The sequence below is a fragment of the Novosphingobium sp. KACC 22771 genome, from assembly GCF_028736195.1.
In the GTDB taxonomy this organism is placed as follows: domain Bacteria; phylum Pseudomonadota; class Alphaproteobacteria; order Sphingomonadales; family Sphingomonadaceae; genus Novosphingobium.
Genome location: NZ_CP117881.1, coordinates 1,824,403 through 1,851,310, shown reverse-complemented (window position 1 = coordinate 1,851,310; position 26,908 = coordinate 1,824,403). Strand labels below are relative to the sequence as shown.

Annotated in this window: 25 protein-coding genes; 17 read left to right on the top strand and 8 right to left on the bottom strand. The window is 63.6% G+C overall.

What is annotated here, in order from left to right:
* Positions 1–144: 144 nt before the first annotated feature.
* From PQ467_RS08415 to PQ467_RS08405, 3 genes are read right to left on the bottom strand one after another with little or no spacing between them, the layout of a single operon-like run.
* The gene (locus PQ467_RS08415) at positions 145–1,452 is read right to left on the bottom strand and encodes an ABC transporter ATP-binding protein (protein WP_274176045.1); all 1,308 of its coding nucleotides are present in this window, start codon (positions 1,450–1,452) and stop codon (positions 145–147) included.
* 20 nt (positions 1,453–1,472) lie between these two features.
* Positions 1,473–3,218, bottom strand: coding sequence for an ABC transporter permease (locus PQ467_RS08410; protein WP_274176044.1), 1,746 nt, complete (start codon positions 3,216–3,218; stop codon positions 1,473–1,475).
* A gap of 22 nt (positions 3,219–3,240) precedes the next feature.
* A complete protein-coding gene (locus PQ467_RS08405; protein ID WP_274176043.1) occupies positions 3,241–4,572 on the bottom strand; it encodes a carbohydrate porin in 1,332 nt (443 codons plus the stop codon).
* Positions 4,573–4,847: 275 nt separating this feature from the next.
* Here PQ467_RS08405 and PQ467_RS08400 point away from each other — a divergent pair, with 275 nt between their 5' ends.
* The 3 genes from PQ467_RS08400 (at position 4,848) to PQ467_RS08390 (ending at position 8,521) form a co-directional block, all read left to right on the top strand.
* Positions 4,848–5,126, top strand: coding sequence for a metal/formaldehyde-sensitive transcriptional repressor (locus PQ467_RS08400; protein ID WP_274176042.1), 279 nt, complete (start codon positions 4,848–4,850; stop codon positions 5,124–5,126).
* Between the two features lie 104 nt (positions 5,127–5,230).
* Entirely contained in the window at positions 5,231–7,123 is a 1,893-nt protein-coding gene (htpG, locus tag PQ467_RS08395) for a molecular chaperone HtpG (RefSeq protein ID WP_274176041.1), read from the top strand.
* 126 nt (positions 7,124–7,249) lie between these two features.
* Positions 7,250–8,521 carry a chloride channel protein gene (locus tag PQ467_RS08390; protein WP_274176114.1) on the top strand — a complete coding sequence of 424 codons (1,272 nt, stop codon included), beginning with the start codon at positions 7,250–7,252 and terminating at the stop codon, positions 8,519–8,521.
* Between the two features lie 54 nt (positions 8,522–8,575).
* On the opposite strand, the gene PQ467_RS08385 is transcribed toward PQ467_RS08390, so the two are convergent.
* On the bottom strand, positions 8,576–9,220 hold the full coding sequence (locus PQ467_RS08385) for a hypothetical protein (RefSeq protein ID WP_274176040.1): 645 nt from the start codon (positions 9,218–9,220) through the stop codon (positions 8,576–8,578).
* A gap of 35 nt (positions 9,221–9,255) precedes the next feature.
* On the bottom strand, positions 9,256–9,591 hold the full coding sequence (locus PQ467_RS08380) for a hypothetical protein (RefSeq protein WP_274176039.1): 336 nt from the start codon (positions 9,589–9,591) through the stop codon (positions 9,256–9,258).
* Between the two features lie 281 nt (positions 9,592–9,872).
* Between PQ467_RS08380 and PQ467_RS08375 the strand changes: the two genes are divergently transcribed.
* Both PQ467_RS08375 and PQ467_RS08370 read left to right on the top strand, forming a co-directional pair.
* The gene (locus PQ467_RS08375) at positions 9,873–10,112 is read left to right on the top strand and encodes a hypothetical protein (RefSeq protein WP_274176038.1); all 240 of its coding nucleotides are present in this window, start codon (positions 9,873–9,875) and stop codon (positions 10,110–10,112) included.
* 280 nt (positions 10,113–10,392) lie between these two features.
* Positions 10,393–11,031 (top strand): Crp/Fnr family transcriptional regulator, encoded by a 639-nt coding sequence (locus PQ467_RS08370; protein WP_274176037.1) that lies wholly within the window; start codon positions 10,393–10,395, stop codon positions 11,029–11,031.
* A gap of 6 nt (positions 11,032–11,037) precedes the next feature.
* On the opposite strand, the gene PQ467_RS08365 is transcribed toward PQ467_RS08370, so the two are convergent.
* Positions 11,038–11,751: a Crp/Fnr family transcriptional regulator gene (locus PQ467_RS08365; protein WP_274176036.1), complete on the bottom strand. Its 714-nt coding sequence runs from the start codon at positions 11,749–11,751 to the stop codon at positions 11,038–11,040.
* A gap of 240 nt (positions 11,752–11,991) precedes the next feature.
* Here PQ467_RS08365 and PQ467_RS08360 point away from each other — a divergent pair, with 240 nt between their 5' ends.
* The gene (locus PQ467_RS08360; protein WP_274176035.1) at positions 11,992–12,357 is read left to right on the top strand and encodes a PRC-barrel domain-containing protein; all 366 of its coding nucleotides are present in this window, start codon (positions 11,992–11,994) and stop codon (positions 12,355–12,357) included.
* A gap of 63 nt (positions 12,358–12,420) precedes the next feature.
* Here the strand turns inward: PQ467_RS08360 and PQ467_RS08355 are convergent, their stop codons facing one another.
* Positions 12,421–12,861, bottom strand: a complete 441-nt coding sequence (locus PQ467_RS08355) for a response regulator (protein WP_274176034.1) — start codon at positions 12,859–12,861, stop codon at positions 12,421–12,423.
* Positions 12,862–13,246: 385 nt separating this feature from the next.
* Here PQ467_RS08355 and PQ467_RS08350 point away from each other — a divergent pair, with 385 nt between their 5' ends.
* From PQ467_RS08350 to PQ467_RS08315, 8 genes are all read left to right on the top strand, one after another.
* Entirely contained in the window at positions 13,247–15,355 is a 2,109-nt protein-coding gene (locus tag PQ467_RS08350) for a catalase (RefSeq protein WP_274176033.1), read from the top strand.
* Positions 15,356–15,367: 12 nt separating this feature from the next.
* Entirely contained in the window at positions 15,368–15,667 is a 300-nt protein-coding gene (locus PQ467_RS08345) for a plasmid stabilization protein (protein ID WP_274176032.1), read from the top strand.
* A gap of 220 nt (positions 15,668–15,887) precedes the next feature.
* Positions 15,888–16,298 carry a hypothetical protein gene (locus PQ467_RS08340; protein WP_274176031.1) on the top strand — a complete coding sequence of 137 codons (411 nt, stop codon included), beginning with the start codon at positions 15,888–15,890 and terminating at the stop codon, positions 16,296–16,298.
* A gap of 63 nt (positions 16,299–16,361) precedes the next feature.
* Positions 16,362–17,117 (top strand): trehalose-phosphatase, encoded by a 756-nt coding sequence (otsB, locus tag PQ467_RS08335; RefSeq protein WP_274176030.1) that lies wholly within the window; start codon positions 16,362–16,364, stop codon positions 17,115–17,117.
* The gene (locus PQ467_RS08330; RefSeq protein ID WP_274176029.1) at positions 17,114–18,910 is read left to right on the top strand and encodes a glycoside hydrolase family 15 protein; all 1,797 of its coding nucleotides are present in this window, start codon (positions 17,114–17,116) and stop codon (positions 18,908–18,910) included. Before otsB ends, PQ467_RS08330 begins: the two co-directional genes overlap by 4 nt.
* Positions 18,907–20,319, top strand: coding sequence for an alpha,alpha-trehalose-phosphate synthase (UDP-forming) (locus PQ467_RS08325; RefSeq protein WP_274176028.1), 1,413 nt, complete (start codon positions 18,907–18,909; stop codon positions 20,317–20,319). Before PQ467_RS08330 ends, PQ467_RS08325 begins: the two co-directional genes overlap by 4 nt.
* Before the next feature lie 21 nt (positions 20,320–20,340).
* Positions 20,341–21,360, top strand: a complete 1,020-nt coding sequence (locus tag PQ467_RS08320) for an extracellular catalytic domain type 1 short-chain-length polyhydroxyalkanoate depolymerase (RefSeq protein ID WP_274176027.1) — start codon at positions 20,341–20,343, stop codon at positions 21,358–21,360.
* 149 nt (positions 21,361–21,509) lie between these two features.
* Complete coding sequence (locus PQ467_RS08315) at positions 21,510–23,027, top strand: glucan biosynthesis protein (RefSeq protein WP_274176026.1); 1,518 nt, start codon at positions 21,510–21,512, stop codon at positions 23,025–23,027.
* Between the two features lie 12 nt (positions 23,028–23,039).
* On the opposite strand, the gene PQ467_RS08310 is transcribed toward PQ467_RS08315, so the two are convergent.
* Positions 23,040–24,230, bottom strand: a complete 1,191-nt coding sequence (locus PQ467_RS08310; RefSeq protein WP_274176025.1) for an MFS transporter — start codon at positions 24,228–24,230, stop codon at positions 23,040–23,042.
* 95 nt (positions 24,231–24,325) lie between these two features.
* On the opposite strand from PQ467_RS08310, the gene PQ467_RS08305 reads away from it, so the two are divergent.
* From PQ467_RS08305 to copC, 3 genes are all read left to right on the top strand, one after another.
* Positions 24,326–25,102 carry an AraC family transcriptional regulator gene (locus PQ467_RS08305; protein ID WP_274176024.1) on the top strand — a complete coding sequence of 259 codons (777 nt, stop codon included), beginning with the start codon at positions 24,326–24,328 and terminating at the stop codon, positions 25,100–25,102.
* A 256-nt stretch (positions 25,103–25,358) separates the two neighbouring features.
* On the top strand, positions 25,359–26,354 hold the full coding sequence (locus PQ467_RS08300; RefSeq protein WP_274176023.1) for an aromatic ring-hydroxylating dioxygenase subunit alpha: 996 nt from the start codon (positions 25,359–25,361) through the stop codon (positions 26,352–26,354).
* Positions 26,355–26,521: 167 nt separating this feature from the next.
* Complete coding sequence (gene copC, locus PQ467_RS08295; RefSeq protein WP_274176022.1) at positions 26,522–26,908, top strand: copper homeostasis periplasmic binding protein CopC; 387 nt, start codon at positions 26,522–26,524, stop codon at positions 26,906–26,908.

Below are 26,908 nucleotides of genomic sequence, written 5' to 3'. Positions count from 1 at the left end.
TAACAATCCTTTTATTCCGATCCGATCCTGTGCCGCCCCCTCAGGCACGGGGTCTGCATAAACGAGAAGTTTGATTGTAACAAGATATCATCTCATGGTTGAGCGAGGAACTTTTGCCGACCTCCTCTCCTTGCGAAAATCCCATCATTGCGGATCATCGAGACTGAACTGGTCGCCATCCTCGTGATAGGTGAAGATCTCGGCATAGCGCCCCCAATTGGTCACGGTGCGCAGCGTTTCTTCGGCGAAATCCGCGCTCATGTGGTCCTCCAACTCGTCGCGGAAGCGGCGCGCGGGGGCCTTGTGGCTGGCCCGCTCATCAAGGATGCGACGTATATGGCCCGCTAGTGGCACATGGGCCAGCAGCGCCTCGCCAAACATCGCCTTGCGCTGGTCGACATCGGCCTGGGCATAGCGCCGCGCCGCCGCCGTCAGGATCAGATCGGCCCCGCGCAATTCGGCAAAGCGCAGCAATTGCAGCGTTTCGGCCATCGGAAACAGGTCATCCACCTCGAAATTGAGGGAATCCGCCAATTCGGCCATGCTCGCGCTGCCGTTAAACGGTGTGCCATCCACCTCCTCGATCAGCCCCGCCAGCGCATTGGTGGACACCCGCGGCAGCACCATGGCAATGCCTGTGCCGGGAAACACACCTTCGCGGATGGGCTGGGCCTGATCCGGGCGGGCGGTCATGCGGGCGTAAATATCATCGACCAGCGCGCGGAACGGCGGATCAAGGCGATCGCGCGGACGGGGAATATCCACCTTGATCTCGGCCACGACGCGCCCCGGATTGGAGGAAAACACAAGGATGCGGTCGCACATCTGCACCGCTTCCTCGATATTGTGCGTCACGATCAGGATCGACTTGATCGGCATCCGCCCTTCCGACCACAGATCGAGCAGGTCGGTGCGCAAGGTTTCGGCCGTCAGTACATCGAGCGCGGAAAACGGCTCGTCCATCAACAACAGGGACGGATTGACCACCAGCGCCCGCGCCAGCCCCACCCTCTGACGCATCCCGCCCGACAATTCCTTGGGATAGGCGTTTTCAAACCCGTCCAGCCCGATAAGGTCGATGGCGGCCAGCGCGCGGGTGCGGCGCTCCTCACGCGGGACATTCTGCGCCTCCAGCCCCATTTCGACATTTTCCTGCACCGTCAGCCATGGGAACAGCGCAAAGGTCTGGAACACCATGGCCACGCTGGGATCGGGGCAATCGGGCGTGGCGATGCGCCGGACCGTGCCCCGGCGCGGATGGATCAGCCCGGCGATCGAGCGCAGCAGCGTGGACTTGCCCGAACCGGATCGGCCGAGCAAACCGACAACCTCGTTCTGATACAGCGTCAGATCGACATTATCGAGCACCAGATGGCCGCCCGGCGGCGGACCATAATAATGATGCAGGCCCTTGACCTCGATCAGCGGAAGGGATGGCGCGATGGTTGCCATGGGGAATACTCCGGAAAAATTCAGGACAGGCGCAGGCGGCGCTCGCCAAAGGCATAGAGCGGGCGCCAGACCAGAGAGTTGAAGCCAAGAACGAACAGGCTCATCACCGCGATGCCCAGCGCGACCTGCGGATAATGGCCCGCTGCCGTGGCATCGGCGATATAGGCCCCCAGCCCATGCGCCTGAAGGCGATGATGGCCCCATGTCACCACCTCGGCCACGATGGAGGCGTTCCATGAGCCGCCCGAAGCGGTCAGCGCGCCGGTGATATAGGCGGGAAAAATGCCGGGCAGCGCGACCTGGCGCCACCATTGCCAGCCGCGCACGCCAAACATCCCCGCCGCCTCGCGCAGATCATGCGGGATCGCGCTGGCCCCGGCGATCACGTTGAAGAGGATGTACCACTGCGTGCCCAAAATCATCAGCGGCGATAGCCATATATCGGGCAGCAGACCGAACCGCACAATGCCCATCACCGCAAAAGGAAACAGCACATTGGCGGGAAACGCGGCCAGAAATTGCGCAAAGGGCTGAACCTTTTGGGCCAGACGCGGGCGCAGGCCGATCATCACCCCCAGCGGCACCCAGATCGCGCTGGCCAGCACGATCAGCACCACGACCCGGACCAGCGTGATCGCCGCATAGCCGAACGCCAGCAGGATATCGCGCGGCCCCAGCGAGGTCAGCACATAATGGCCGGTCCATCCGATGGCCGCCGCCGCCCCGACCCAAATGGTCGTCTGCCACAGGCGTTCGACCACGGCGTTGGCCGGGCGGGGTTCGGCCCCGAGCCACTTAGCCCGCCGCGGTTCCATCGCCAGCAGCAGGCGCAGCGCAGCCCGCAGCGGCGCGAACAGCAACGGCAAGACGCGCGTGCGGCGCAGCAGGGTGTAGACCCAACTTTGCGGCGCCTGCGCCCCGGCGGTCTGTTCAAAGCGGAACCGGTCGGCCCAGGCCACGATCGGGCGGAAAAACAACTGGTCATAGCCCAGAATGACCAGCGCCATCATGCCCACCGCCCAGCCCACCGCGCCGAAATCCTGATGCGCAATGGCCAGCGCCAGATAGGAACCGATGCCCGGCAGCGTGACCGTGGTGTTGCCCAGCGTGATCGCTTCAGAGGCCACGACAAAGAACCACCCGCCCGACATGGACATCATCGCATTCCACACCAGCGCGGGCGTGGCATAGGGCAGATCGAGCCGCAGGAAACGGCGCAGCGGCGAGAGTTCGAACCCGTCGCATACTTCCTCCAGATCGCCGGGCAGATTGCGCAGCGACTGGTAGAAGCTGAAAGCCATGTTCCACGCCTGAGAGGTGAAGATGGCAAAGATGCTGGCCAGTTCCACCCCCAGCACATTGCCGGGAAACAGGTTCATGAAGAAGGTGACAGTGAAGGTGAGGAAACCAAGGATCGGCACCGATTGCAGGATATCGAGCGCGGGCACGATGATCTGTCCGGCGCGACGCGACCGCGCGGCCAGCGTCGAGACAATCAGCGTGAACAACGTAGAGGCCAGCAGCGCGGCGAACATGCGCAGCACCGTGCGCAGCGCATAATAAGGCAGATGCACCGGGTCGAGCGTCACCGGCTCCAGATGCAGGCTGGAGAGCGGCTCGACCATGCCTTCGGCGGCGCGAAACACCAGCAGCGCCAGACCCGCAAGGATGACGAAAGCCACCGCATCCTCGCGGCTTGGGCGCGTGAGGCGCAGCATCCGCGAGAAGCTGGGCAGGATGGGAATCGGCTTTTTGTCGGGGCTCATGGCATCCCCCTCGCACAGGGTTTCAGAAGCCAGCATGAACGCGCAAGCCAAAGATGTTGGCCGGGCCGCGATCACGGTTGTAGCCCGGATTGGCGATATGCTGATAATCGAGCGTCAGCGCGGCCCAGCCCACAGGACGGAAGGCGTAATAGGCCTCGATGATCCGCTCATCCCCCGGATGGGGCAGCGCGCCATCGCCCACCAGCACGCCCATACCGCCAGCCGCCAGCCAGCGCTGATGGGCATCGGAAATGCCGTTGATCACGCCCGCGACGGCCAGCGTGTCCTGCGGCCGCCCCCATGCCTTGCCTTTCAGCGCCCCGCCGAAGGCCAGGCTGCGGTCAATATCGGTGAAGTCATAGGTCTCGATCGCGCCATCGCTGGTCCCTGCGCGCAGGAACAGGCCAAGGGCGGATGTCACCTCCTGCTCGGCATTGAGGGCGAGGCCAAAACGGTCCTGCCTGCGCCGCACGGGCGCAAGATCAAGCGGCGCGCCTTTGGCCAGTGCCTCGTCAAAGCGGGCGAACAGGCCGCGATTGCGAAAGCCCGTAACGCGCAGCGCGCCCGCGCGCCCGGCGATGCGATAGCGCCGCTCGCCTTCGACAATCACGGCGTTCTGGGAAAAATCCGCCGCCAACTCAATGCCGTTGGGTACCTTGGACAGGTTGTAGAGACCGGCACGCAACGTCCACGGCCCCTGATACCATTCCGCGGCAATGCCATAGGTATAGCCCCATGCATTGGCGGCGTAATCAAAACTGCCCGTGTCCACCAGCGACCAGTTGAGGAAATCGCCGCGCGGATCGTGGGCATAGGTGTTGGTGTCGAAAATGTCGCCCACGCCCATCTTGCCCGCCGTAATGACGATGCGGTTGGCCGTGGCGGTCGCGCGCAACTGGTTGATTCCGGGCGCCAGCGCGACCGCATCCCCGCCCAGCGCGATGGTCTGGCGGACAAAGGCGCGTTGCAGCTTGAAATAGGGCGCCATCTTGCCGACCTTATAGGCCTCGGCGCTGGGGAAACCGCCCGCGCCCAGCGTGTTCGACAGGCCAAAGCCCTGATCCACCTCGGGATTGACCCAGATCTCGGCGCCCTTCCACAGGCGCAGGCCAAGGTAGAGCGTGGCGTCATTGGTGACCTTGACCTGATGGGGATCGAGGCTGTTTTCTCCGGCATAGGGCGAGGCAAAGCCGCCCACGCCCTGCACGACGCCGGTATATTGGCCGTGGATGGCAAAGCTCTGGTCGCGGGGCGCAAGGGTCTGCTCCCGGGGGGCATCATCGGCAAAGGCGGGCGCGGCCACCATGGCCAGCGGGGCAGCGCACAGGGCGCGCGCAATCGTCAGAATTTTCATATTCGGGTCCTTGGACGGAAAGGCATGCTTTCCGCCCGGACCCTATGCGCATTACATTACACGCATGGATGCCCGGATGGAAAAGCTGCCGACCGCAACGCAAGCGTCAGCAAGGCGGTGAGCCTACTGTCGCCCTCGTCGGCGGAATGGTTGCAACTTCGCGGCATCGGTTGATTCCTTCGGATCATCGGTCGTGGCGGCATGATGCGGCCCGACTCGACTTGCGGCGACATATACCCTAGGGGGGTATGGTATCAAGCTGAAAAGGTCATGTCATGAGCCATGTTGCGGCAGAAAAGCAGAAACTCCTCAATCGCCTCAAACGGCTGCGTGGTCAGGTCGACGCGTTGGAGCGCGCCGTCAGCGGCGATGTCGAATGCGCCCGCGTGCTGCAACAGGCCACCGCCTGTCGCGGCGCGCTGGAAGGCTTTATCGCCGAGGTGATCGAGGATCATATCCGCGAACACATGATCGAGCCCGACCTGCCCGTCAGCGACCCCAAGGTGCAGGCCGCCGAGGAACTGGTGGCCATCGTCAGGGCCTATTTGCGCTAAAGCCTCGACCGCGCTGCTTTTTGCCTGTGCGGATCTTGAAACCGGCGGCCGCGCTCAACATCTGGGCGCCAGCATTGAACAACCGCCGGGAGTATTGGCAAACCATGACGAGCGAAGTGCTGAACGAAACGCAGCCACAAACGCATGCCTTCGAGGCCGATGTGGCCAAGTTGCTGCATATGATGGTGCATTCGGTCTATTCCGACAAGGACGTGTTTCTGCGCGAGTTGATCTCGAACGCAGCCGATGCTTGCGAAAAGCTACGCTATGAAGCGATTTCCCGGCCCGAACTGCTGGGCGATGATCCGGCCCCGCGCATCACCATCACGATTGACGAAGACGGCAACCGGCTGATCCTTGAGGACAATGGCATCGGCATGACCGGCGCCGACATGGCCGAAACACTGGGCACGATTGCGCGTTCGGGCACCAAGGCCTTTATGGACAGCATCGCGGCGGCCAAGGGCGATGAACAGACCCAGTTGATCGGCCAGTTCGGCGTGGGCTTCTATTCGGCCTTCATGGTGGCCTCCAAGGTCGATGTTCTCTCGCGCCGCGCGGGACAGGATGAGGCGGCGATCTGGTCCTCCGATGGTCTGGGCACCTATACGATCGGCGCCGTCCCGCCCGAAGAGGCCCCCGCGCGCGGCACGCGCATCGTGCTCCACCTGATGGAGGAGGCCAAGGATTACGCCCGGCGCCACCGCATCGAGCAGATGGTGCGCGCCCAATCCGGCCATGTCCCCGTGCCCATCACGATCAAGGACAAGCCCGATGCCGAAGGTGAGCAGATCGCCGATGGTACCGCCCTTTGGACCCGGCCAAAAAGCGAGATCAGCGAGGAGGAATACAAGGATTTCTATCGCAGCGTCGCGGGCCAGTGGGACGCTCCTGCGCTGACGCTGCATTACCGCGCCGAGGGGCGGTATGAATATAACGTCCTCGCCTTTGTCCCCGAAAGCCGCCCGTTCGACCTGTTCGACCCGGACCGCAAGGGGCGGATGAAGCTCTATGTCCGCCGGGTGTTCATCACCGATGATGCTGAATTGCTGCCGCGCTATCTGCGCTTTGTGCGTGGCCTGGTGGATTCGGCGGACCTGCCGCTCAATGTCTCGCGCGAGATGATTCAGGACAGTCCGATTCTGACCACGATCCAGAAGGGCCTGACCGGCAAGGTTCTGGGCGAACTGGAAAAGACCGCGAAGAATGATCCGGCGGCCTATGCCAAGCTGTGGGACACGTTCGGCGCGGTGCTGAAAGAGGGGCTGTACGAGGACTTCGAGCGGCGCGAGAGCCTGCTGCGTCTGGCCCGGTTCAAGACGACCACATCGGGCGGCGAATGGCGTTCGCTGGAAGATTATGTCGCGGGCATGAAGGAGAACCAGACCGCGATCTATTACGCCACGGGCAGCGACATCGACCGCATCGCGGCGTCACCCCAACTTGAGGGCTTTCGCGCGCGCGGGGTCGAGGTCCTGCTGCTGCCGGATTCGGTGGACAGTTTCTGGGTGCGCGGCGGGATCGATATGGATGGCAAGCCCTTCAAGTCGGTCACACAGGGTGCGGCGGATCTCAGCCTGATTCCCCTGCCCGAGGGGACCGAGGCGCCCAAGGCCGAGGCCAGCGACGAGGTTTCCTCCTTCCTCGCCTTTATTAAGGAAACGCTGGGCGATGCGGTGTCGGACGTGCGCGCCTCGGACCGCCTGACCGACAGCGCGGTGTGTCTTGTGGCCAGCGAAAGCGGCCTTGACCGCCAGCTTGAAAAGCTGCTGGCCAATGCGGGCCAAGCCCCTGCCGGGTCCAAGCCGGTGCTGGAGGTCAACCCCGCCCATCCCCAGATCGAGCGCCTTGCCGCCCTGCCCGCGCAGGATGAATTGCGCGCCGATGCCGCCCACCTGCTGCTGGACGAAGCGCGGATTGTCGATGGCGAACAGCCGCTTGACCCCCGCGCCTTTGCCCAGCGTCTGGGCCGTTTGATGGCGCGCGCGACGGGCTGATCCACGCCCAAGGGGGCGGGCCTGAAACCCGCCCCCTTCCCCCAGCTCGCCGCCAACCCATAGACGCCGCTGTATTCCAGGCCTAAGGGCATCGCTTCGAGGCTGTTATAAGGGGCCGCTGTGGCTATTGAGCGACGCGCCAGAACCGGGCTTGCCCGCCTGCGCTGGACCGGAAACCTTGCATCGCGCATTGCCGCGATCCTTGGCGCAATGGCGCTGGCGCTGGTGGCCATCGTGTTTGCCCAATGCGGCGAATGGGCCCAGCGCGCTTTTCTGGCCACCTATCGCCTTGCCCCATGGGCGCCGCTGATCCTGACGCCTGCCTTGTTCATGGCGGTGGTGTGGTTCACGCGCCGCTTCTGGCCGCTGGCGCGCGGTTCGGGCATACCGCAGGTTATGGCCGCATGCCACCGGCCCGATGGCGCCAAGGCCGCGGCCTTGCTCTCGCCCGCAACGGCCGTGGCCAAATTTATCGGTACGGTGCTGATCCTGCTGGCAGGCGGATCGGCGGGGCGTGAAGGGCCAACGGTCCAGATCAGCGCCTCGATTATGATGGCGGTCAACCGGATACTGCGCGTGCCGATCACATCGGGCGTGGTGATTGCGGGCGGCGCGGCGGGCGTGGCGGCGGCGTTCAACACGCCGCTGGCCGGGGTGGCCTTTGCCATTGAGGAACTGGCCGCCGCGTTTGAGCAAAAGGTGGCGGTGCAGGTAATGGCCGCCGTCATGATCGCGGGTCTGGTCAGCCTGGGCCTGTCGGGCGACTATATCTATTTCGGCGCGATGAGCGCGTCGCTCGATCTGCGCACGATGCTGATCGTGGTGCCGCTGGCCGGGATCGGGGGCGGGGTGCTGGGCGGCCTGTTTGCCCGCGCGATGGTGGCGATGGCATGGTCGGGCGCGCCCTGGCTGGCGCGGATCAAGGGGCGTCCGCTGGTTCTGGCGGGCGGATGCGGGCTGATCGTGGCGATCACGGGCGTGGCCAGCGGCGGCCTGTCATGGGGCACGGGCTATGAAACCACCCGCGCATTGCTGGAAGGGCACAGCGTTTCGCTGGCCTTTGGCCCGGCCAAGCTGATCTCGACCTTGGCAACAGCGCTGAGCGGGGCACCGGGGGGTATCTTTGCCCCTTCGCTCTCGGTGGGCGCCGGGCTGGGTCAGGCGCTCTCGATGGTCTTTCCCACCCATGCCAGCGGGGCTATCGTGGTGCTGGGCATTGTCGGGTATTTTTCCGGTGTGGTGCGCGCGCCGCTCACGGCCATCATCATTGTCATGGAAATGACCGCCGACCGCTCGATGATCCTGCCGCTGTTCGGCACGGCCCTGATCGCGGATTGGGCCAGCGCGCTGGTCTGCCGCCCGAAATTGTACCACGCGCTCTCGTTGAGCTTTCGGTAAAAAAGGGGCGGCAGAGTGACCTGCCGCCCCTTTCCTGTTCAAAAGGCCGCGCGATTAATGGCGCAGCATCCAGCGATCACGCTCGGCGGCCACTTCCTCGGCCGTATAGGCGGGCGCGTTGCTGTCATAACGCGTCCAGCCCGCGCCTTCATAAAGGCGGCGGCGTTCGATGGGGTCAACCGCCCCGGTCGATGCCAGAACCTGACGCGCAGCCTCGGCCATGTCGTCGGGCACCTTGGCGCTGACCAGCGTGCCGCCGCGCCGCACGCTTTCGGCATAGAATTCGGCTTCTTCATTGCTGACGCCTGCGTTGGAGAGCGCGCCGACAATGCCGCCTGCGCCCGCGCCCACGACTCCGCCCGCAACCGCGCCCGCCGCAGCCGTTGCCAGCCAGCCCGCCGCCACAACCGGGCCGATGCCCGGAATGGCCAACATGCCAAGGCCCGCCAGAACGCCGCCGGTCGCGCCCAGAATGCCGCCCAGCGAGCCACCGGCCGCCGCATCGCGCCCCGCCGCCTGCGCGGCGGTGAAATCCTCGGGCTCGCGCAGTTCGGCCGGGGCGCCCTTGACGCCATCGTTTGAATAGCGGTGCGAGACCAGACTGATGTCGTCCTTGTCAATGCCGACCTGCTCCAGCGCGCGCACCGCGCTCTCGGCCTGCTGAAAACTGTCATACAGGTGGGTGACGATCGTGCTCATGGTCAATCCTCTCTTTTTACATCAAAACCGGGCGATTAGCGGTGGGCGACATTGCCCTTGAAATCGAGGGCCACCCGCACGGCCTGCCCATCGAGTTGCGCGCGGCCCTGCCACAGACCGTCCTTGTCCAGCATCAGCTGATCAACGCGGGTGTAGCCGGCCTTTTCCAGACGTTCCTTGGCCTCGCCGCGGGTGAAAGAGTTGTGCCCCTTGCCCAGTTGACCCCATGTGATCTTGTCGGGCGACTTGAGGGCCGGATTGGCCGGGGCGTGGGCGCTTGCGGTCGGCTTGTGCCCGGTTTGGGCGAAGGCATGCGGGGCCGCGGCCATGCTCAAGATCAACGCGAAAGAAGTGATTATCCTCTGGGTCATTTTCGCTCTCCTGCTTGGTTCAGGAGAAAGAACATTCAGGCGGCAATGTTCCATCCGTGCGCGGGACCGTTTTTGCCTAAAGCACGGGGGCGCAGCGATTTTCTCTTTGAATAATGCATGATTACCGGCGCTCGGGCCGCCTGATGCGCGCCGCTCCTTCACGCAGGATGGCCCGGCGTGAGGCCAAGCGTGCAAAATTCAGGATGCGCTCCCGGCGCGGTGCGAACATCGCCGCTGCCCGCTGCTTTCGTTTAAACCTACCAAGCGATGGAGATGCGATCATGCGTTTGTTCAACACAGCTTTGAGTGCCATCGGCCTTTATGCTCTTTATCAGTGGCTCCGTCCCAATGCGCAATTGGTCCCCGCCGCCTTTGCCCCCGGCGAAGCGGCAAAGGACAATTTCGTGCAGGTGCGCAATGCCGGACCCGACGCCATGCGGACCGACCAAAAGGATTGGGACAAGGTCGATCAAGCCTCGGACGAGAGCTTTCCCGCCAGCGATGCGACCGCCAAATACTGATGAACCTATGCCGCGCAACGCCGGACCGGCCCTGTTCGGTGGTGCGCGGCATGGTTTTGCGATCCGGCCTTGCGGCACTTAACATTTGTTAATTGAGGCGCAAAATTTTGCGCTAACGCCGCCTCATAATAGAGGGTCGAGCGGGGCTAAACGGTGCGGAATAAGAGACTTGCGATAAAAGCTGAACTTTCAGCCCCCGACACGATCATTCCGCCGAACCTGAAAAAGCAATCGCTCCCCGCCGCCGGTGAGGTGTGTAAATTGCATTGGTTGCGGTAAAATGGTCCTGACCACACAGTCGCCGCCCCGCACCCGCCATGCCATCCGCCGCCATGATTATCTCGCCCGCCGTCATGAAGCCATGGACCGGCTGTTTCGGGTTGAAAGCGGCTGGGCCTGCCAATACCGATTGTTGCCCGATGGGCGGCGCCAGATTATCACGTTGTTCCTGCCCGGCGATTATTGCGAAGCGCAATGGGCGCTGACGGGCCGGGCCAACTGGCCCGTCACGGCGTTGACCGACATGCTGGTGACGCCCATGGCGCTCTCGGAATTTCGCGGGTCTGGTCCGGGGGCGACAGAGGGCATGACGAGCCTTATGGCATCGATCACGCAGACGCTGAAAAGCCATGAAAATTGGATCGTCAATCTGGGCCGCATGAACGCGACCGAACGCATCTGCGCCCTGCTTTGCGATCTGGTCGAACGGTTGCGCCCCAGCGGCTCGGTTGTGGACGACCAATGCGTTATGCCGCTGACGCAGGCTGATTTTGCCGATATTGTCGGGATTTCGGCCATTCACGCCAATCGCGTGATTCAGACCCTGCGCGGCGAAGGGGTGATTGCGTTGGAGGCAGGTCAGCTCAAATTGCTCGATCCGGCCGAATTGCTGCGCCGTAGCGGCCCGGCCCATGATTGAGTGGGTTCAGAAGGACATTTGCAGATAATTGGGCCGAAACCCGCAAGTGTGCGCCAGACGCTGGGGATCGTTGATTTCGATGAATTGTTCGCGCCACGTGATCAGATCGGCGCGGCGCATGGTATTGATGACACGGTTGACATGGACCGCGCTGATGCCGGTCGCTTCGGCCAGATCGATCTGGGTCAGGGGGCAGGAAAAACCATTGCCCTGCGTCTGGCCCACAGCCTTGAGCCGCAGGAACAATTCGCAGATCAGGCAAGCCAGCCGGTCATGCGCGGAACGCGCCGCCAGATTGACCGTCCATTCGCGCTGAATGGCCAGCGATACCTGGGCATCGACCGCAAGACCCTTGCGAATATTGACCGATTCCTGCTCCACCCCATCCAGTTTTTCGGGCAGCACCAGCGCGCAATGCAGATCATTGATCGCGGCAATCGAATGGTCCAGCGGCATGGTCATGATGGCTTGCGGAATGCACAGGTCGCCCGGCAAAAGGAAGCCGACAATCTGGCGCCGCCCGTTTTCCAGCAACTTGTAGCGCGCGCCCCAGCCTTCCATCACGATCTTCACGAAAGTGGGCCGCGTGCCCTCGCGGATCATGTCCTGGCCCGCCCCGACAAGCAGCATTTGCGAACCGAGCATATGGGAGAGCAGTTGCTCGTCCCGGTCGGTCATATCAACGAAACGCCCAAGTTTGCGACCCATCATCGAACGCATAGCACCATCCTGTTCCGCTCTGGCCCTGCGCGCCATCTCCATTGGCCCACGCCGCAAAGCCGCATGAAAAAAAGCGCCGTGGTGGGCCGAAAGTTCCCGCATTGGCCGCAACCGCGCATCACAGCCAAGATCATAACCTGGGGCAATAGATCGGAACCTGCCGCCCATGTGCTTGTTTCCATTGGATCAAGCGCCCATAGCGGCGGATCTGACGCCCCATGTTCAATCAGGAGAAATACCATGCTCGCCATCCAGAATACGGACGAAACGCATGACCTGATCGCCTCTGATCGGGTTGAAGGCACCCTCGTTTATAATCTCGAGGGCGAGAAACTGGGCGCAATTACCCGGTTTATGGTGAACAAACGCACAGGCAAGGCGCATTACGCTGTCTTGCGATATGGCGGGATTCTGGGGCTGGGCAGCGTCCATTATCCCCTGCCCTGGCAGATCCTGACCTATGATCGAGCGCGGGACGCCTATGTCGTGAACATCGCCAAGGAACAGTTGGAGCAAGGCCCCCATCACAGTGAGACGGACACGCCCGCCTATGATCAGGCCTACACCGGGCAAATCCATGCCCATTACGGGGTGACCTACATCTGACGATTTCATGGGCGATGCGCGTAACCCGCCCGCCCGGTCAGGCGACAGCCGCAGACGGGCTGATCAGCTCAAAATCTCGGGCACCTGCATTACCGAAATGAACAGGCCCAATTGGCGGACCGCATTGGCAAAGCTGCCATATTCCAGCGGCTTGGTGATATAGACGTTGCAGCCCAGATCATAGCAGCGCGCCATCTCGCGCGTGTCCTCGGTCGTGGTCAGCACAATGACCGGCACCGCATTGAGCGCGGGCGTTTCGCGGATATGCATGAGGATATCCACCCCGTTCATGTCCGACAGATTGAGGTCGAGCAGGATCAGCGCCGCTCCGCCCGCATCGCGCAATGCCGAGCCGTCGCCCAGATAGGCCAACGCATCCGCGCCATTGTCGAAATGGGCGATGCTGTTGGAGACCCCTGCCCGCCTGATGCTTTTCTCGATCAGCAGCGCGTGGCCTTGATCATCCTCGATCATGATAATCGTTACAGGGCGCGGATCGCTCATAGGATTTTCCTTGGTAACGGGTAGGGCCATACCTGGATTTAAGCAGGCCCAACCGTTCGGACAGCATCGCGATCCAACAGGCATGATCCTATAGTATCTGCTCTCCCCGCGCCAGTGCTCGACCGCCGGTCCAGATGCCTAAAACGACAATTCCCGGCCAAATCTCTGGAAAGTTTACTAACATAGGTTAGTCTTAACGAAACCTCTATATTACACTTCCCTAAATTTACGCTTTTGCCCTTGGTCGCGGCCGCCGCCAACGCTTCATCGCGCAAAGAGAACGGGTGTGGGAAAGAGGCGGAACATTGGCCAGCCCTGATCCTTGCGTGATACATGCCGGCAGGCCTCTCGCCCTGCTGTGTTCGCGCGAAAACAGGAGGCAAGTTTGGCCAAAGCAGATCCCTCGTTTGAAACCACCACCGGCGTCGGCGGCGAAACGCATCAGCAGGTTCCGGTCAATGGTCCGCATGGAACGCATGGCGGCGCGGCGCAGGCCCATCTGACCACCAATCAAGGCATACGCATCAGTGACAATCAAAACAGCCTGAAGGCGGGCGAGCGTGGGCCTACCCTGCTCGAAGACTTCGTGCTGCGCGAAAAGATCTTTCATTTCGATCATGAGCGCATCCCCGAGCGGATCGTCCATGCGCGCGGTTCGGCCGCCCATGGCGTGTTTGAATGCACAAAGGCCATTCCCGAACTGACAGCTGCGGGCCTGTTTTCCGCTGTTGGCAAGCAAACCCTGGTATTTACGCGATTTTCAACCGTCGCGGGCGGCGCGGGCAGCGTCGACACACCGCGCGACGTGCGCGGCTTTGCGGTCAAATTTTATACCGATGAAGGCAATTGGGATCTGGTGGGCAACAATATCCCGGTGTTTTTCATCCAGGATGCCATCAAGTTCCCCGACCTTGTCCATGCTGTAAAAATGGAGGCCGACAAGGGCTATCCCCAGGCCGCCAGCGCGCATGACACGTTCTGGGATTTTGTCAGCCTGATGCCTGAAAGCATCCATATGGTGATGTGGCAGATGAGCGACCGCACCATCCCGCGCTCGCTGCGCTTTATGGAAGGTTTCGGCATCCATACCTTCCGCCTCGTCAATGCCGAAGGGGCGTCCAAGCTGGTCAAGTTTCACTGGAAGCCGGTGCAGGGTCTGCAATCAACGACGTGGGACGAGGCGGTCAAGATCGCCGGAGCCGACCCCGACTATCACCGCCGCGACCTGTATGAGGCCATCGAGAGCGGCGATTTTCCGGCCTGGGATCTTGGCGTTCAGGTCTTCGAGGAGGGCTGGGCGCTGGAACAGCCTTTCGACGTGCTGGACGCCACCAAGCTGATCCCCGAGGAACTGGTTCCGGTGACGATCATCGGGCGCATGACGCTCAACCGCAACCCGGACAATTTCTTCGCCGAGACCGAGCAATCCGCCTTTTGTCCGGCCAACATCGTGCCCGGCATCGACTTCACCCCCGATCCACTGCTGCAAGGGCGGCTGTTCTCCTATCTCGACACGCAAAAGTCGCGGTTGGGCACGGCCAATTTCCATCAATTGCCGATCAACGCGCCCAAATGCCCGATGCACAATTTCCAGCGCGACGGCATGATGCAGATGGAGATCCCCAAGGGCCGCGCCAATTACGAGCCCAACAGCCTGAACGAGGCGGGCGAACCGTCCGGACCGCGCGAATGCCCGGCAACAGGCTTCACTTCGTTTGCGCGCGGGATGATGCCCAACAGCGGCGATCAGCACCTGCGAGTCCGGCCCGCCCTGTTTGCCGACCATTATTCGCAGGCCCGCCTTTTCTATCAATCGCAAACCCCGGTCGAACAGGCCCATCTGGCCAGCGCGCTGGTGTTTGAATTGTCGAAGGTGGGGCTGGAGCATGTCCGCCACCGGATGCTGACGCTGCTGGGCGCGGTGAATGAGGATCTGGCGCGGCGCGTGGCGGGCGGATTGGCCATGGATTTGCCCGCCCCCGCCGAAATGGCCGCGCCCCTTGTCGAGATGGCGGAATCGCCCTCCCTCTCGATCCTGGAGCATGGCCAGCCGCCCATGGCCGGGCGCAAAGTCGCGATCCTGTTTGCGCAAGGATCGAACCTGCAATCCATCGAAAAGATGAAGGCGGCGATTGAAGGCAACGGCGGAAAGGCCGTGCTGATCGCGCAAAAGGTTGGCGGCATTCCCGTCAATGGCGGCCTCCTCAAGGCTGACGGCCAATTGGCGGGCAGCCCATCGGCCCTGTTCGATGCGGTGGCCTCGATCATCAACCCGGATGCCTTGGACAGCCTGCGCGCCGATCATGCGGTGCATGCATGGTTTGCCGATGCCTATGCCCATTGCAAGACCATCGGCGCCTGTCCCGCCACCAACCGGTTGCTGGAAGAATGGGGCATCGCGCGCGATGAAGGCATCACCAGCCTTGACGACTTCCCCGATGTTGCCCCCGCGCGCCACTGGGCCCGCGAGGCCAAGGTCCGTTTGCTGGCCTAAAGGAGAGCGATCATGCCGCGTGGAGACAAAAGCGCCTATACCGCCAAGCAGAAACGCAAGGCGCAGCATATCGCCGAAAGCTATGAGGAGCGCGGCGTGCCTCATGACGAGGCGCTGGGGCGCGGATGGGCCACGGTGAACAAGGAGTCTGGCGGGGGCAACCTTTCCGGCTCGGGCCGGGGCAAGCCCGACACGCATGTTTCCTCATCACGCGGGGGCCGAGCGCACAAGTCCGGCTCGTTTGAGCAACGCAGCGCCGCGGCGCGCAAAGGCTGGGACACGCGCCGCGCCCGCGCCGCAGGCCGGGCATGATCCTGTGAGGCAGAATGACGCCGGGGCACGACGAATGCCCCGGCGTCATGCCATTTTTCCGCAGGTGCGAAGGAACCATTCGCGCCCCTAAACCGTTCTATCCCTGTGATCTTTCAAAAAGATCAGGTTTTCCGCCCGTTCGGGCTGTCCGTTCCCGCTGCGGCGTATGCCGCAAGCTTGGGCATGTGCGCTGGATGTATGCGCATGATCGGCCGGGACATTGAAAGAGGTTCTTTCCATCCGGGGGAACGATTTTTCCGGAGAAGCGACGATGAAAACGCCAGGCACCATCATCGCGGCCACGATGCTTGCCGCAGCGCCCTGTGGCGCCATGGGCCAAAGCGTGCCTGTGCCATCCCCGGCCTCCGAACCCCCACAACTCATCACCCCTTTGCCGTCGGATCCCGCCGCCGCCCGCGCCGTCCAGCCGCAAGTCGGCGACGGCATTTACGACAAGAACGGCGAGCAGATCGGCACGGTGGCCAGCACGAACGGCCAACATGTGGTTCTCACCACCAGCAAGGGGAAAATCACGGTCCCGCTCGCCGCGGTGTTCGCCGGGGCGAAGGGGCCGACCATCAACGCGACACGCGAGGAAGTGGAGGCCGCGATCCAAGCGCCAGCCCATTAGCGCCCCATTAGCGCGCCGTCTGGCCCCCAGCCCCCCCAATTGACCGTCGTTCTGGAGACACTGATGACCACAGCCCCCGTTACCGATATGCTGGCCCCGCCCCCGCCCTTGGCGCCCGGTTCCAGCCTGTTTCTCGATTTCGACGGTACGCTGGTCAACATCGCCGACAGGCCCGACAAGGTGGCCATACCCGCAGAATTGGCCGACCTGCTCTTTGGGATGGCGGACCGGCTGCATGGCCGCCTTGCGCTCGTCACGGGGCGCTCCATTGCCCAGATCGACAATCTGTTCGGACGCACGATGCAGGCGCTCGCCATTTCGGGCAGCCATGGCTGCGAGTTCCGCTGGCAGGACAAGCTGGTCCATCCGCCCCGCCCGGTGGAGGAACTGGAACAGGCCGCGCGCAGGTTTGACGATTTCGCTTTCGGCCATCCCGGTACGCTGGTCGAGGTCAAGACCTATGGGGTCGGGCTGCACTATCGCGAGGATCCCACCTGCGGCCCCGAGGCGAAACGTTTGGCTGAATCTCTGGCCACGCAAAGCGGGCTTGTCGTCCAGCACGGCAAAATGGTTGTCGAACTGCGCTTTGGCGGAGGGGACAAGGGAACGGCGGTGCGCAACATGATGGAATGCGCGCCGATGGCGGGGGGCGCCCCGGTCTATCTGGGCGATGACCTGACCGATGAGGCCGCGTTTGCGGCGGTCAACGCGCTTGGCGGGATTTCGGTTCTGATCGGCCCGATGCGAGCCACCCATGCCCAATTCCATCTGGACAGCCCCGCCGATGTGCTGGCCTGGCTCAAGGAGCTGATGGCATGACCTCGACGCTCGACCTTTGGCCCATCGGCAATTGCCAGATTTCCGCGCTGATTGATCCCCAGGGCGCCTATGTCTGGGGCTGCCTGCCCCGCGTTGACGGCCCTCCGGCGTTCAGCGCCCTGATCGACGATGGCGTCCATCATGACGCAGACGGGCATGGCTTCTGGTCGATTGATCTGGAAGGCTGCACCCGCACCACCCAGCGCTATTTGCCCAACACGCCCGTGCTGGAAACGCGCCATGAGGATGACGCGGGCAACGCGATCGTCGTGCTCGATTTCTGCCCCCGGTTTCATCGCAGAGGGCGCATTTACCGGCCCGTTGCCTATGCCCGGATCGTCCGCCCGGTTGCGGGCAGTCCGCGCATCCGCATCCGGCTGCGCCCCACGTATGACTGGTCGCGCCGAGCGGCCGAGCGCACGCGCGGCTCCAACCATATCCGCTATATGCTGGGCCATATGACGCTGCGGCTTTCCACCTCGGCGCCGGTCGGGTGGATCGAGGATGAGCAGGTGTTTCGCGTTGAGCGACCTTTGCATTTCTTCCTTGGCCCCGATGAAGGGTTTGACGGCAATATCGCCACCACGCTGGAGGAAATGCTCGACCTTACCCTGCGCGAATGGCGCCATTGGGTGCGCGGTCTGGCCATTCCGCTCGAATGGCAGGATGCGGTGATCCGCTCGGCCATCACGCTCAAATTGTGTCAGCACGAGGAGACCGGCGCGATTGTGGCCGCGATGACCACCTCGATCCCCGAACATGCCGGATCGGGCCGCAATTGGGACTATCGCTATTGCTGGATCCGCGACGCCTATTACACAACCCAGGCGCTCAACCGTCTGGGCGCGCTCGATGTGCTGGAATCCTATCTCGAATATTTGCGCAACATCGTCGACAATGCCCAGCATGGCCATATCCAGCCGCTTTACGGCGTGGGCGGCGAGGCGCGGCTGGAGGAGCGGATCGAGACCGGGCTGGCGGGCTATCGCGCCATGGGGCCGGTGCGCGTCGGCAATCAGGCCTATGCCCAGATGCAGCATGATGCCTATGGTCAGATCGTCCTGTCCAACGTTCAGGCCTTCTTTGATCAGCGCCTTTACCGCATGGCGGGCGAGGAGGATTTCCGCGCGCTGGAAAAGGTCGGCGAAAGGGCGTGGCAATCCTACGATCAGGCCGATTCCGGGCTTTGGGAATTGCGCGGCCGGTTTCATGTCCACACCTATTGCGCGGCCATGTGCTGGGCCGCCTGCGACCGTCTTGCCAAGGCGGCCAACCATCTAGGGCTGGATGAGCGGCAAGCCGCATGGCGCGAGCGCGCCGACCACATGGAGCAGGTCATCCTCAAATCCGCATGGCGCGAGGATACCCAGCGCATGTCCGCCACTTTCGATGCCGACATTCTCGACGCCAGCCTGATCCAGTTGCTCGACCTGCGCTTTCTGGCGCCCGACGATCCGCGCTTTCTGGGCACTTTGCGCGCGGTCGAACAGGGGCTGCGGCGCGGCTCGCACATGCTGCGCTATGCCGATGAGGACGATTTCGGCCTGCCCCAGAGCGCATTCAACATCTGCACCTTCTGGCTGATCGAGGCGCTGCATGCCACCGGCCGCCATGAAGACGCACGCAGCCTATTTGAGGAAATGCTGGCCCGCCGCACCCCGGCGGGTCTGCTGTCCGAAGACACCAATCCACACACGGGGGAACTATGGGGCAATTATCCGCAAACCTACTCGCTGGTCGGCCTGATCAATTGCGCGACACTGCTGAGCAAACCGTGGAGCGCGGTGCGGTGAACCGGCTGATAGTGATATCCAACCGCGTCACGCCGCCATCGGGCGATGGTCCGGGCAATCAGGGCGGTCTGGCCGTGGCCCTGTCGGCGGCGCTGCGCGAAAGCAGCGGCATCTGGTTCGGATGGTCGGGCGAGGAAACCGAGACCTTTACCGGCCACATCAATTTCCAGCGCAATTTTGGCGTGACCACCGCCACGGTCGATCTGGAGGCGCAGGACGTCGAGGAATATTACAACGGCTATGCCAATTGCACGCTTTGGCCGCTGTTTCACAACCGGGTCGATCTGGCCGAATTCGAGCGCGGTTTTGCCGGGGGTTATGAACGGGTCAATGACCGTCTGGCCGAAACCGTGGCTCCGCTGATCGAGGAAAGCGATCTGGTCTGGGTGCATGATTATCACCTGATGCTGCTGGGCCGAAACCTGCGGGCGCGGGGCGTGAAAAACCGCATCGGCTTTTTTCTGCATATTCCTTGGCCGCCTGCGCGCCTGCTGGAATCGTTGCCGGGGCATGGCGAATTGTTTGATGCGATGCTCGATTATGACGTCATCGGTTTCCAATCGGACCATTGGCGCGAGTCCTTCGTCCGTTATGTTCAGACCCATACCGAAGCCACCATCGACCCGGACGGCATAGTCACCCTTGGCGAGCGCCGATCGCGCATCGTCGTATGCCCGATCGGCATTGATTATGCCGAATTTCACGAGGCCGCCAATGGCGAGGTCGCGCGCGAATTCTGCGAACGCATGCAGCGCAGCGCCAATGGGCGCACGATGATCGTGGGCGTGGATCGGCTCGATTATTCCAAAGGCCTGCCCGAACGGTTTCTGGGCTATGAGCGGCTGCTCGCCTCGCGCCCCGATCTGCATGGCCAGTTGTTTTTGCTCCAGGTCGCCCCGCCCTCGCGCGAACAGGTGCGCTCCTATCAACAGATCCGCGCCACGCTTGACAGCCTTTCGGGGCGGATCAACGGCGAATTTGCCGATGCCGAATGGGTGCCGCTGCGCTATATCAACAAGGGCTATCCCCGCGATGCGCTGGCGGGGATTTACCGGGCCTCGCGCATTGGCCTTATCACGCCGCTGTGCGATGGCATGAATCTGGTCGCCAAGGAATATGTGGCGGCGCAGGACCCGGAAGACCCCGGCGTGCTCATCCTCTCGCAATTTGCGGGCGCGGCGCGGCAATTGAGCGACGCGCTGATCGTGAACCCCCATAGCCCCGACGAGCTTGCCGAGGCGATTGATCAGGCGCTGCGGATGGGCAGGCAGGAGCGCAAGGAGCGCTGGCTTTCGCTGATGGACAACATCCGGCGCGAGGATGTACGCTGGTGGCAGAATTGCTTTACCAAAGCGCTGGCCGGGGGAAGCGATGAAGCCCAGCCCATGGACGATCCGCAGGCAGCCTGAGCAAGAGCGCTGGGGCTCGCGATGACCAACTTCTTCCAATCCCTCGCCAAAGCCTCGGCTCTGGCGAGAAAGACCCGTCCGCTGGCTGCGGCAACCAAAATGCAGCAGGCGCTGCTGGGCCTTGCCCCGGCGAAACGTCCGGCGCGGCGGGCGAAATCCCGTCTGCCCCGCCCCGCGCCGGGCAGCTTCATCAACGGCGAATTTCAAAACCGCCACGGCGCGTTCGCCTATCGGCTTTACACTCCCGTCGGGTCGGCGCGCCGCCGAATGCCGCTGGTGGTGATGCTCCACGGCTGCGGCCAGACGGCCGTGGATTTTGCGCTGGGTACGCAGATGAACCGACTCGCCGATGAACTGGGCTTCCTCGTCCTCTATCCCCAGCAGAACCAGAGCGCGAATTTGGCCCGGTGCTGGAACTGGCACGACCCAAAGCACCAGATGCGCGGGCGCGGGGAACCGGCCGTGATGGCCGGACTGACCCGCCATGCCATTGCACTGGCCCGCGCCAATCCTTCGCGGATCTATGTCGCGGGCCTTTCCGCCGGGGCCGGGGCGGCCGCCGTGTTGGGCGCGGCCTATCCCGAACTGTTCGTGGCCGTGGGCATCCATTCCGGCGTGGCGCAGGGTCAGGCCCATTCGCTCTCCACCGCGCTTTCGGCCATGCGCGGGCGCGCCGCGCCAAAACCTGCGGCCAGGACGCGCCGCCCGCTGCCGATGATCGTGTTTCAGGGCGACCGCGACCGGGTTGTCCACCCATCCAATGCCGGTGAATTCCTCGCCAATCTGGAAAATTCGCGCCCCGGCCCGCTGGTTTCACAAAGCTTTTCCGGGCAATCGGACAGGGGGCACGCTTTTACCCGCAAGGTCTATAAATCCGCCGCCGGAGATGTCCTGCTCGAAGTCTGGACCATTCATGGCAGCGGCCATGGCTGGTCGGGCGGACATGCGGCGGGCTCCTACACTGACCCGGCAGGGCCGGATGCCTCACGCGAAATGCTGCGCTTCTTTCTGGCGCGCAAACGCCGAACAGCCGGGCGGTGATCCCTGTGATGCACGGCCACGCCCGTAAGGCCCCCATCGGCTTCGGCTCACCGCCCCTGCCGCCCCCCTCGCCTTGGAACAACCGGGCCGCCCGCCGCATTCCATTTGCGTAAATCCGAGGTACAGCCAAACAGCGCGAGGCTTTTCCGATGGTCACACAAAACCCCTCCACCGCCTGCTCGCGCCGCAGCGTCTGCGGCGGCCTCGCCGGGCTCTGGCTCGCCTCATTCGCGCCGGACGCGGCGGCGACGGGCCGACAAGGCGCCGCGCGTTTCGGCCCGCCCCAGAGCTTTTCATGGCAGGCGCTGATCGAGCAGGCCCGCGCCATGGCCGCGCGCCCCTTTCAGCCCGAGCGAGAAGCCCCCGGCGCGCAGGCCATCGATTATGACGCCGCGGGCAAGCTGACCTATGGACCTGCCACCACGCTGGGCGGGACGGTGCGCCTGCTGCCGATCAGCCGCTATGCCCCTGTTCCGGTCAGGATCAACCTGATTGAGGGCGGCAAGGCGCGCCGCCTGCTCTCGGCAAGCGGGATGTTTGCCGGAGGGGGCGATGCGGCGCCTGCCGGTTTCCGCCTGCTCAATGCGCGCGGCGATGGCGATTGGCTCTCCTTTATCGGCGCCACTTATTTCCGCAGCGCCGGGGCGCAAAACCAGTATGGCATTTCGGCGCGCGGCGTCGCGGTCGATACGGCGCTGGATAGCGGCGAGGAATTTCCGCGCTTTACCGAGTTCTGGATCGAGGCTCTGGGCGATGCCCATGTTCGCGTCCATGCCTTGGTCGACGGCCCCAGCCTGTCGGGCGCAATGCGGATCGACAGTACAAACGGGCCGGACGGCGTGACCCAGGATGTGACCGCCGCCTTTACCTTGCGGCGCGATATCCGCCGTCTGGGGATTGCCCCTGCCTCGTCCATGTTCTGGTATGATCAGGATGGCGCGGCGCGCGGGCCGGACTGGCGGCCGGAAATCCATGATTCGGACGGTCTGGCCGTCGTTGCCGCCAATGGCGAGCACCTTTGGCGCCCTCTGCGCAATCCGCGCCATGCGCGCACCAATGCCTTTGCGCTGACCAATCCGCGCGGCTTTGGCCTGATGCAGCGCGACCGCCGCTTTGCCGATTATCAGGACGACGGCGCGTTTTATGATCGCCGCCCCAATCTATGGGTGGAGCCTCTGGGCGATTGGGGGCCGGGCGCGGTCATGCTCTATGAATTTCCCACCGATTCCGAAACCACAGACAATGTCGCCGCCTTTTGGGTGGCCGACGCGGCGATGCAGGCCGGCGCATCCCATGAATGGCGCTACCGGCTGCACTGGATTTCGCATGATCCCTCGGCGGGCGCGGGGGCTCGTCTGGTCGATCAATGGAATGGCGCGGGGGGCATTCCCGGCGCCGCCGCGCAGGAAGGCACGCGCAAACTGGTGTTTGATTTCGAGGGTGACAGTCTGATCGGGCTGGACCGGGCGAGCGGGGTTGAAGCCGTGACCAATCTGCCGCCTGCGGCTGTGGCTACGCAGGCGGCCTATCCGGTGGTGGGCACCATGCGGCGGTGGCGCGTGGTGCTGGATGTGCGTCCCGCCGCCATGGCCCAGCGCGAATTTCGCCTGTTCCTGCGTCGCAACGGGGCGGCGCTGTCCGAAACGATTATCGCGCCGATGGAATGACGCCCCCGGCCCTTAGCGCCGGGGATTGGGCAGGAACACGGCCAGCAGGCCGATGGCGGGCAGGAAGGCGCAGATGGCATAGACCGTCTCGATCCCCGCGCGGTCGGCCACCTCGCCAAGGACCGCCGCGCCCAGCCCGCCCATGCCAAAGGAAAAGCCGAAGAACAGGCCCGAGATCATGCCGATCTTGCCCGGCACAAGATCCTGGGCAAAGACGACAATGGCCGGAAAGGCCGAGGCCAGTATCAGCCCGATGGCCACCGTCAGCGGCCCGGTCCAGAACAGGCTGGCATGGGGCAGCAGCAGCGTGAAAGGCAGCGCGCCAAGGATCGAGAACCAGATCACATATTTGCGCCCGAACCGATCCCCCAGCGGCCCGCCCGCGATCGTGCCCACCGCCACCGCGCCCAAGAAGGCGAAGAGGTGAAGCTGGGCCACCTCAACCGAAACGCCGAAGCGGTGGATCAGGTAGAAGGTGAAATAGCTCGTCAGGCTGGCCAGATAGACATATTTGGAAAAGATCAGCGCCAACAGCACCGCAATCCCGCCCAGCACCCGCCCGCGCGGCAGGGGTTCGGCCGATTTGCGCGCGCCACTGCCCGCCGAAAGCCGCGCCAGACCGTGGTGGCGATACCATTGCCCGACATTCCACAGGATCGCGCAGGAAAGCAGCGCCAGCAAGGCAAAAGCCGCCAGACTGCTCTGCCCCCAACGCACGACGACGATCGCGGCGGCCAGTGGCCCCAGCGCGGACCCCGCATTGCCGCCCACCTGAAACATCGATTGGGCAAACCCGTGCCTTTGCCCCGCCGCCATGCGCGCCACGCGCGAGCTTTCGGGGTGGAACACTGACGAACCCATGCCCAGCAAGGACGCGCCCACCAGCAGCAGCCCGTAGCTGTGCGCAACCGACAGCACCACCAGCCCCGCCAACGTAAACAGCGTGCCGCCCGGCAGCGCCAGCGGCGTCGGGCGTTTGTCGGCATAAAGGCCGATCAGCGGCTGAAGGATCGAGGCCGTGATCTGATAGGCCAGCGTGATAAGGCCGATCTGGCTGAACGAGAGGCCAAGTTCAGCCTTCAGATTGGGATAGATCGCGGGAAGCAGCGATTGCAGCATGTCATTGATGAGATGGCAGGCGCTGATCGCGGCGATGATGCCGTAAGCGGTTGTTTGAGTGGCGGTTGATCGGGTCCCGTGCATGGTCGATTTCCAGTTGAGTTGCCCGCCCGCTATAGCGCCTCGCGCCTTGGCCCGCATTCCTGTATGGGTCTTTCCTTTTCGCGATTGGGACAGGCATGCCTTGGAACGACCCGGATACAGTGGACCATATCGACCGACCCATCATCGGCGTGGGCAATGAGTATCCGCCCGCCTTTGAACTGGACTGGCATCAGCATCGGCGCGGGCAATTGCTCTATGCGGCGCGGGGCGTGGTGGTGCTTGCCACTCCGCAGGGCGCATGGGTCGCCCCGCCCGAGCGCGCGGTGTGGACGCCGGGCGGATGCCCCCATGCCGTGCGCATGGTGGGCACGGTCAGCACGCGCAGTGTCCTGATCGAGCCGGGTGTGCAGGGTTCGCTGGGCGATGAGACGAAGGTCATTCAGGTCTCGCCTTTGCTGCGCAACCTGCTGGAGGCGGCCTGCGAAATTGCGCCCGAATATGACCGCGAGGGGCGCGATGGGAAACTGATGGCGCTGTTGCTGGCCGAACTGGCGCTGGCGCCCACGGTGCCGCTGGCGGTGCCTTTTCCGCAGACGCCCGCCATGGCGGCCAAATGTCAGGCCTTTCTGGAACAGCCCACCCCGCGCGACAGCATCGACCAATGGAGCGCGGATCTGGGCATGGGGCGGCGCGCTTTTACCCGCGCCTTTCGCCGGGAAACGGGGCTGAGTTTTGGCGAATGGCGGCAACAGGCCTGCGTGCTGATCGCCCTGCCCCGTCTGGCGCAGGGCGAGGCAGTTACGGGCATCGCCTTCGATCTGGGCTATGACAGCGCGGCGGCCTTTACCACCATGTTCAAACGCCGCCTCGGCGTCCCGCCCAGCCGCTATCTGCCGGGCGGAGAGCATTAGTCGCCTTGGCAGGACAATGGCGCGATGGCCATGGCCCGAGCGATTCTTGACACGAATCGGTATTCCAATTTACTGCTTGCCCGCCCGCTTTGCGGGCACAGCCTGGTGACCGGCCCCGCCGGTCTGGGAAGGCGCCCATGGCGTCGGCTGCAGGCCCCACAGCTTGATGCGGGAAAGTCCCGCGCGTGGGTGCGGGCATGCGGCAATCAAAGACACCAGGCATGGCCCGCTCCCTCGATCAGAGAGGAGAGAGAAAATGGCCGCAGAGCCTTATGTCCGCAACGCATGGTATATGGCCGCATGGGCCGCCGAGGTGCCCGCCGACGGCTTCCTCGCGCGCACCTTGCTGGACGAAGCATGGCTGATCCTGCAATCGGGCGACGGCGCCTGGGTGATGATGGCCGACCGCTGCCCCCACCGCTTTGTTCCGCTCAGCCGGGGGCGGCGCGTGGGCGATGCGGTGGCATGCGGCTATCACGGGCTGACCTATGGCATGGATGGCGCCTGCATCTTCAACCCCTTTGGCAAGGCGCTGCCGCCCGAGGCTCGGGTGGCCACCCGCCCACTGGTCGAGCGCCATGGCGGCCTGTGGTTCTGGCCCGGCGATGCGGCCTTGGCCGATCCCGACTCGATCCCCGATTTCTCCTTCATCGATGATGCGAAAGACGCGCGCGACCATCTGCTGATGGATGTGAATTACGAGTTGATCGCGGATAATCTGCTGGATCTGAGCCATGCGGAGTTTCTCCACACCGAGACCTTCGGGGTGAACGGCGCCCTGTTCGAATTTGGCGAACAGACGGTGGAGAGCGACGCCACCGGCGCGGTGTGGAACAAGTGGGACATGAACGCATCGCGTCCGCCCGCATGGGCCGTTCCGATGGTGGGGGATGCGCGGGTCGATCAATGGCTGCATATGCGCTGGCATGCTCCGGCCTCGCTGGCGCTGATGATCGGCGTGGTGCAATCGGAAACCCGCGCCCCGGTCGTGCCGCCCATGGCCAATCCGCATATCCTGACCCCCAGGAGCGCGCGCGAAACGCATTATTTCTTTACCCGCGACCATGGCGAGGAAGCGGCGCAAATGGCGCGGCGGGTATTTCTGGAGGAGGATGAACCCATGATCCGCGCCCAGCAGGAGGCGATGGGGGATCAGGATTTCTGGGCGCTGCGTCCCGTCATCCTGCCCTCGGACGCCGCCGCGATCCGGGCGCGCCGCCGGTTGATGCAGATGCGGCGCGAGGAAGCGTAAACGCCCGGTCCGCCGAGCCGCCCGGCATCTGGCCCAAAGGATGCCAAAGCGGCCCGGCGAAACGGCATAGTGTTGCGCAGGCGGGCGCCGAAATGCCCTTTCGCTCCGGCGCCCGATGATCGTATGACAGGCTCGGGCAAAAGCCTTACCATAGGGAGTTCGATCCGATGCGCCATATTCTCGCCTCCACTCTGGCCGCCTGCGTGGCCGTTGCCGGTTTTGCCGCGCCCGCGCTGGCCCATCCCAAGATCGTTTCCGCCAATCCAGCCGAAGGGTCGAGCGCCGCCAAGGTGACGCAGGTGTCGATCACTTTCAGCGAACCGCTGATGGCCGCCATGTCGGGCATGGATGTGGTGATGACCGGCATGCCGGGCATGACCGATCACGAGCCGATGAAGATGACGGGCGTGAAAACCGCCCTTGCCGCCGACAAGGTGACGCTGGTGGCCAAGCTGCCGCGCGCGCTGCCCGCAGGCACGTATGAAGCCAATTGGCATGTGGTTTCGACCGATACGCACCGGGTTGCGGGCAAGCTGAACTTTACCGTCAAGTGA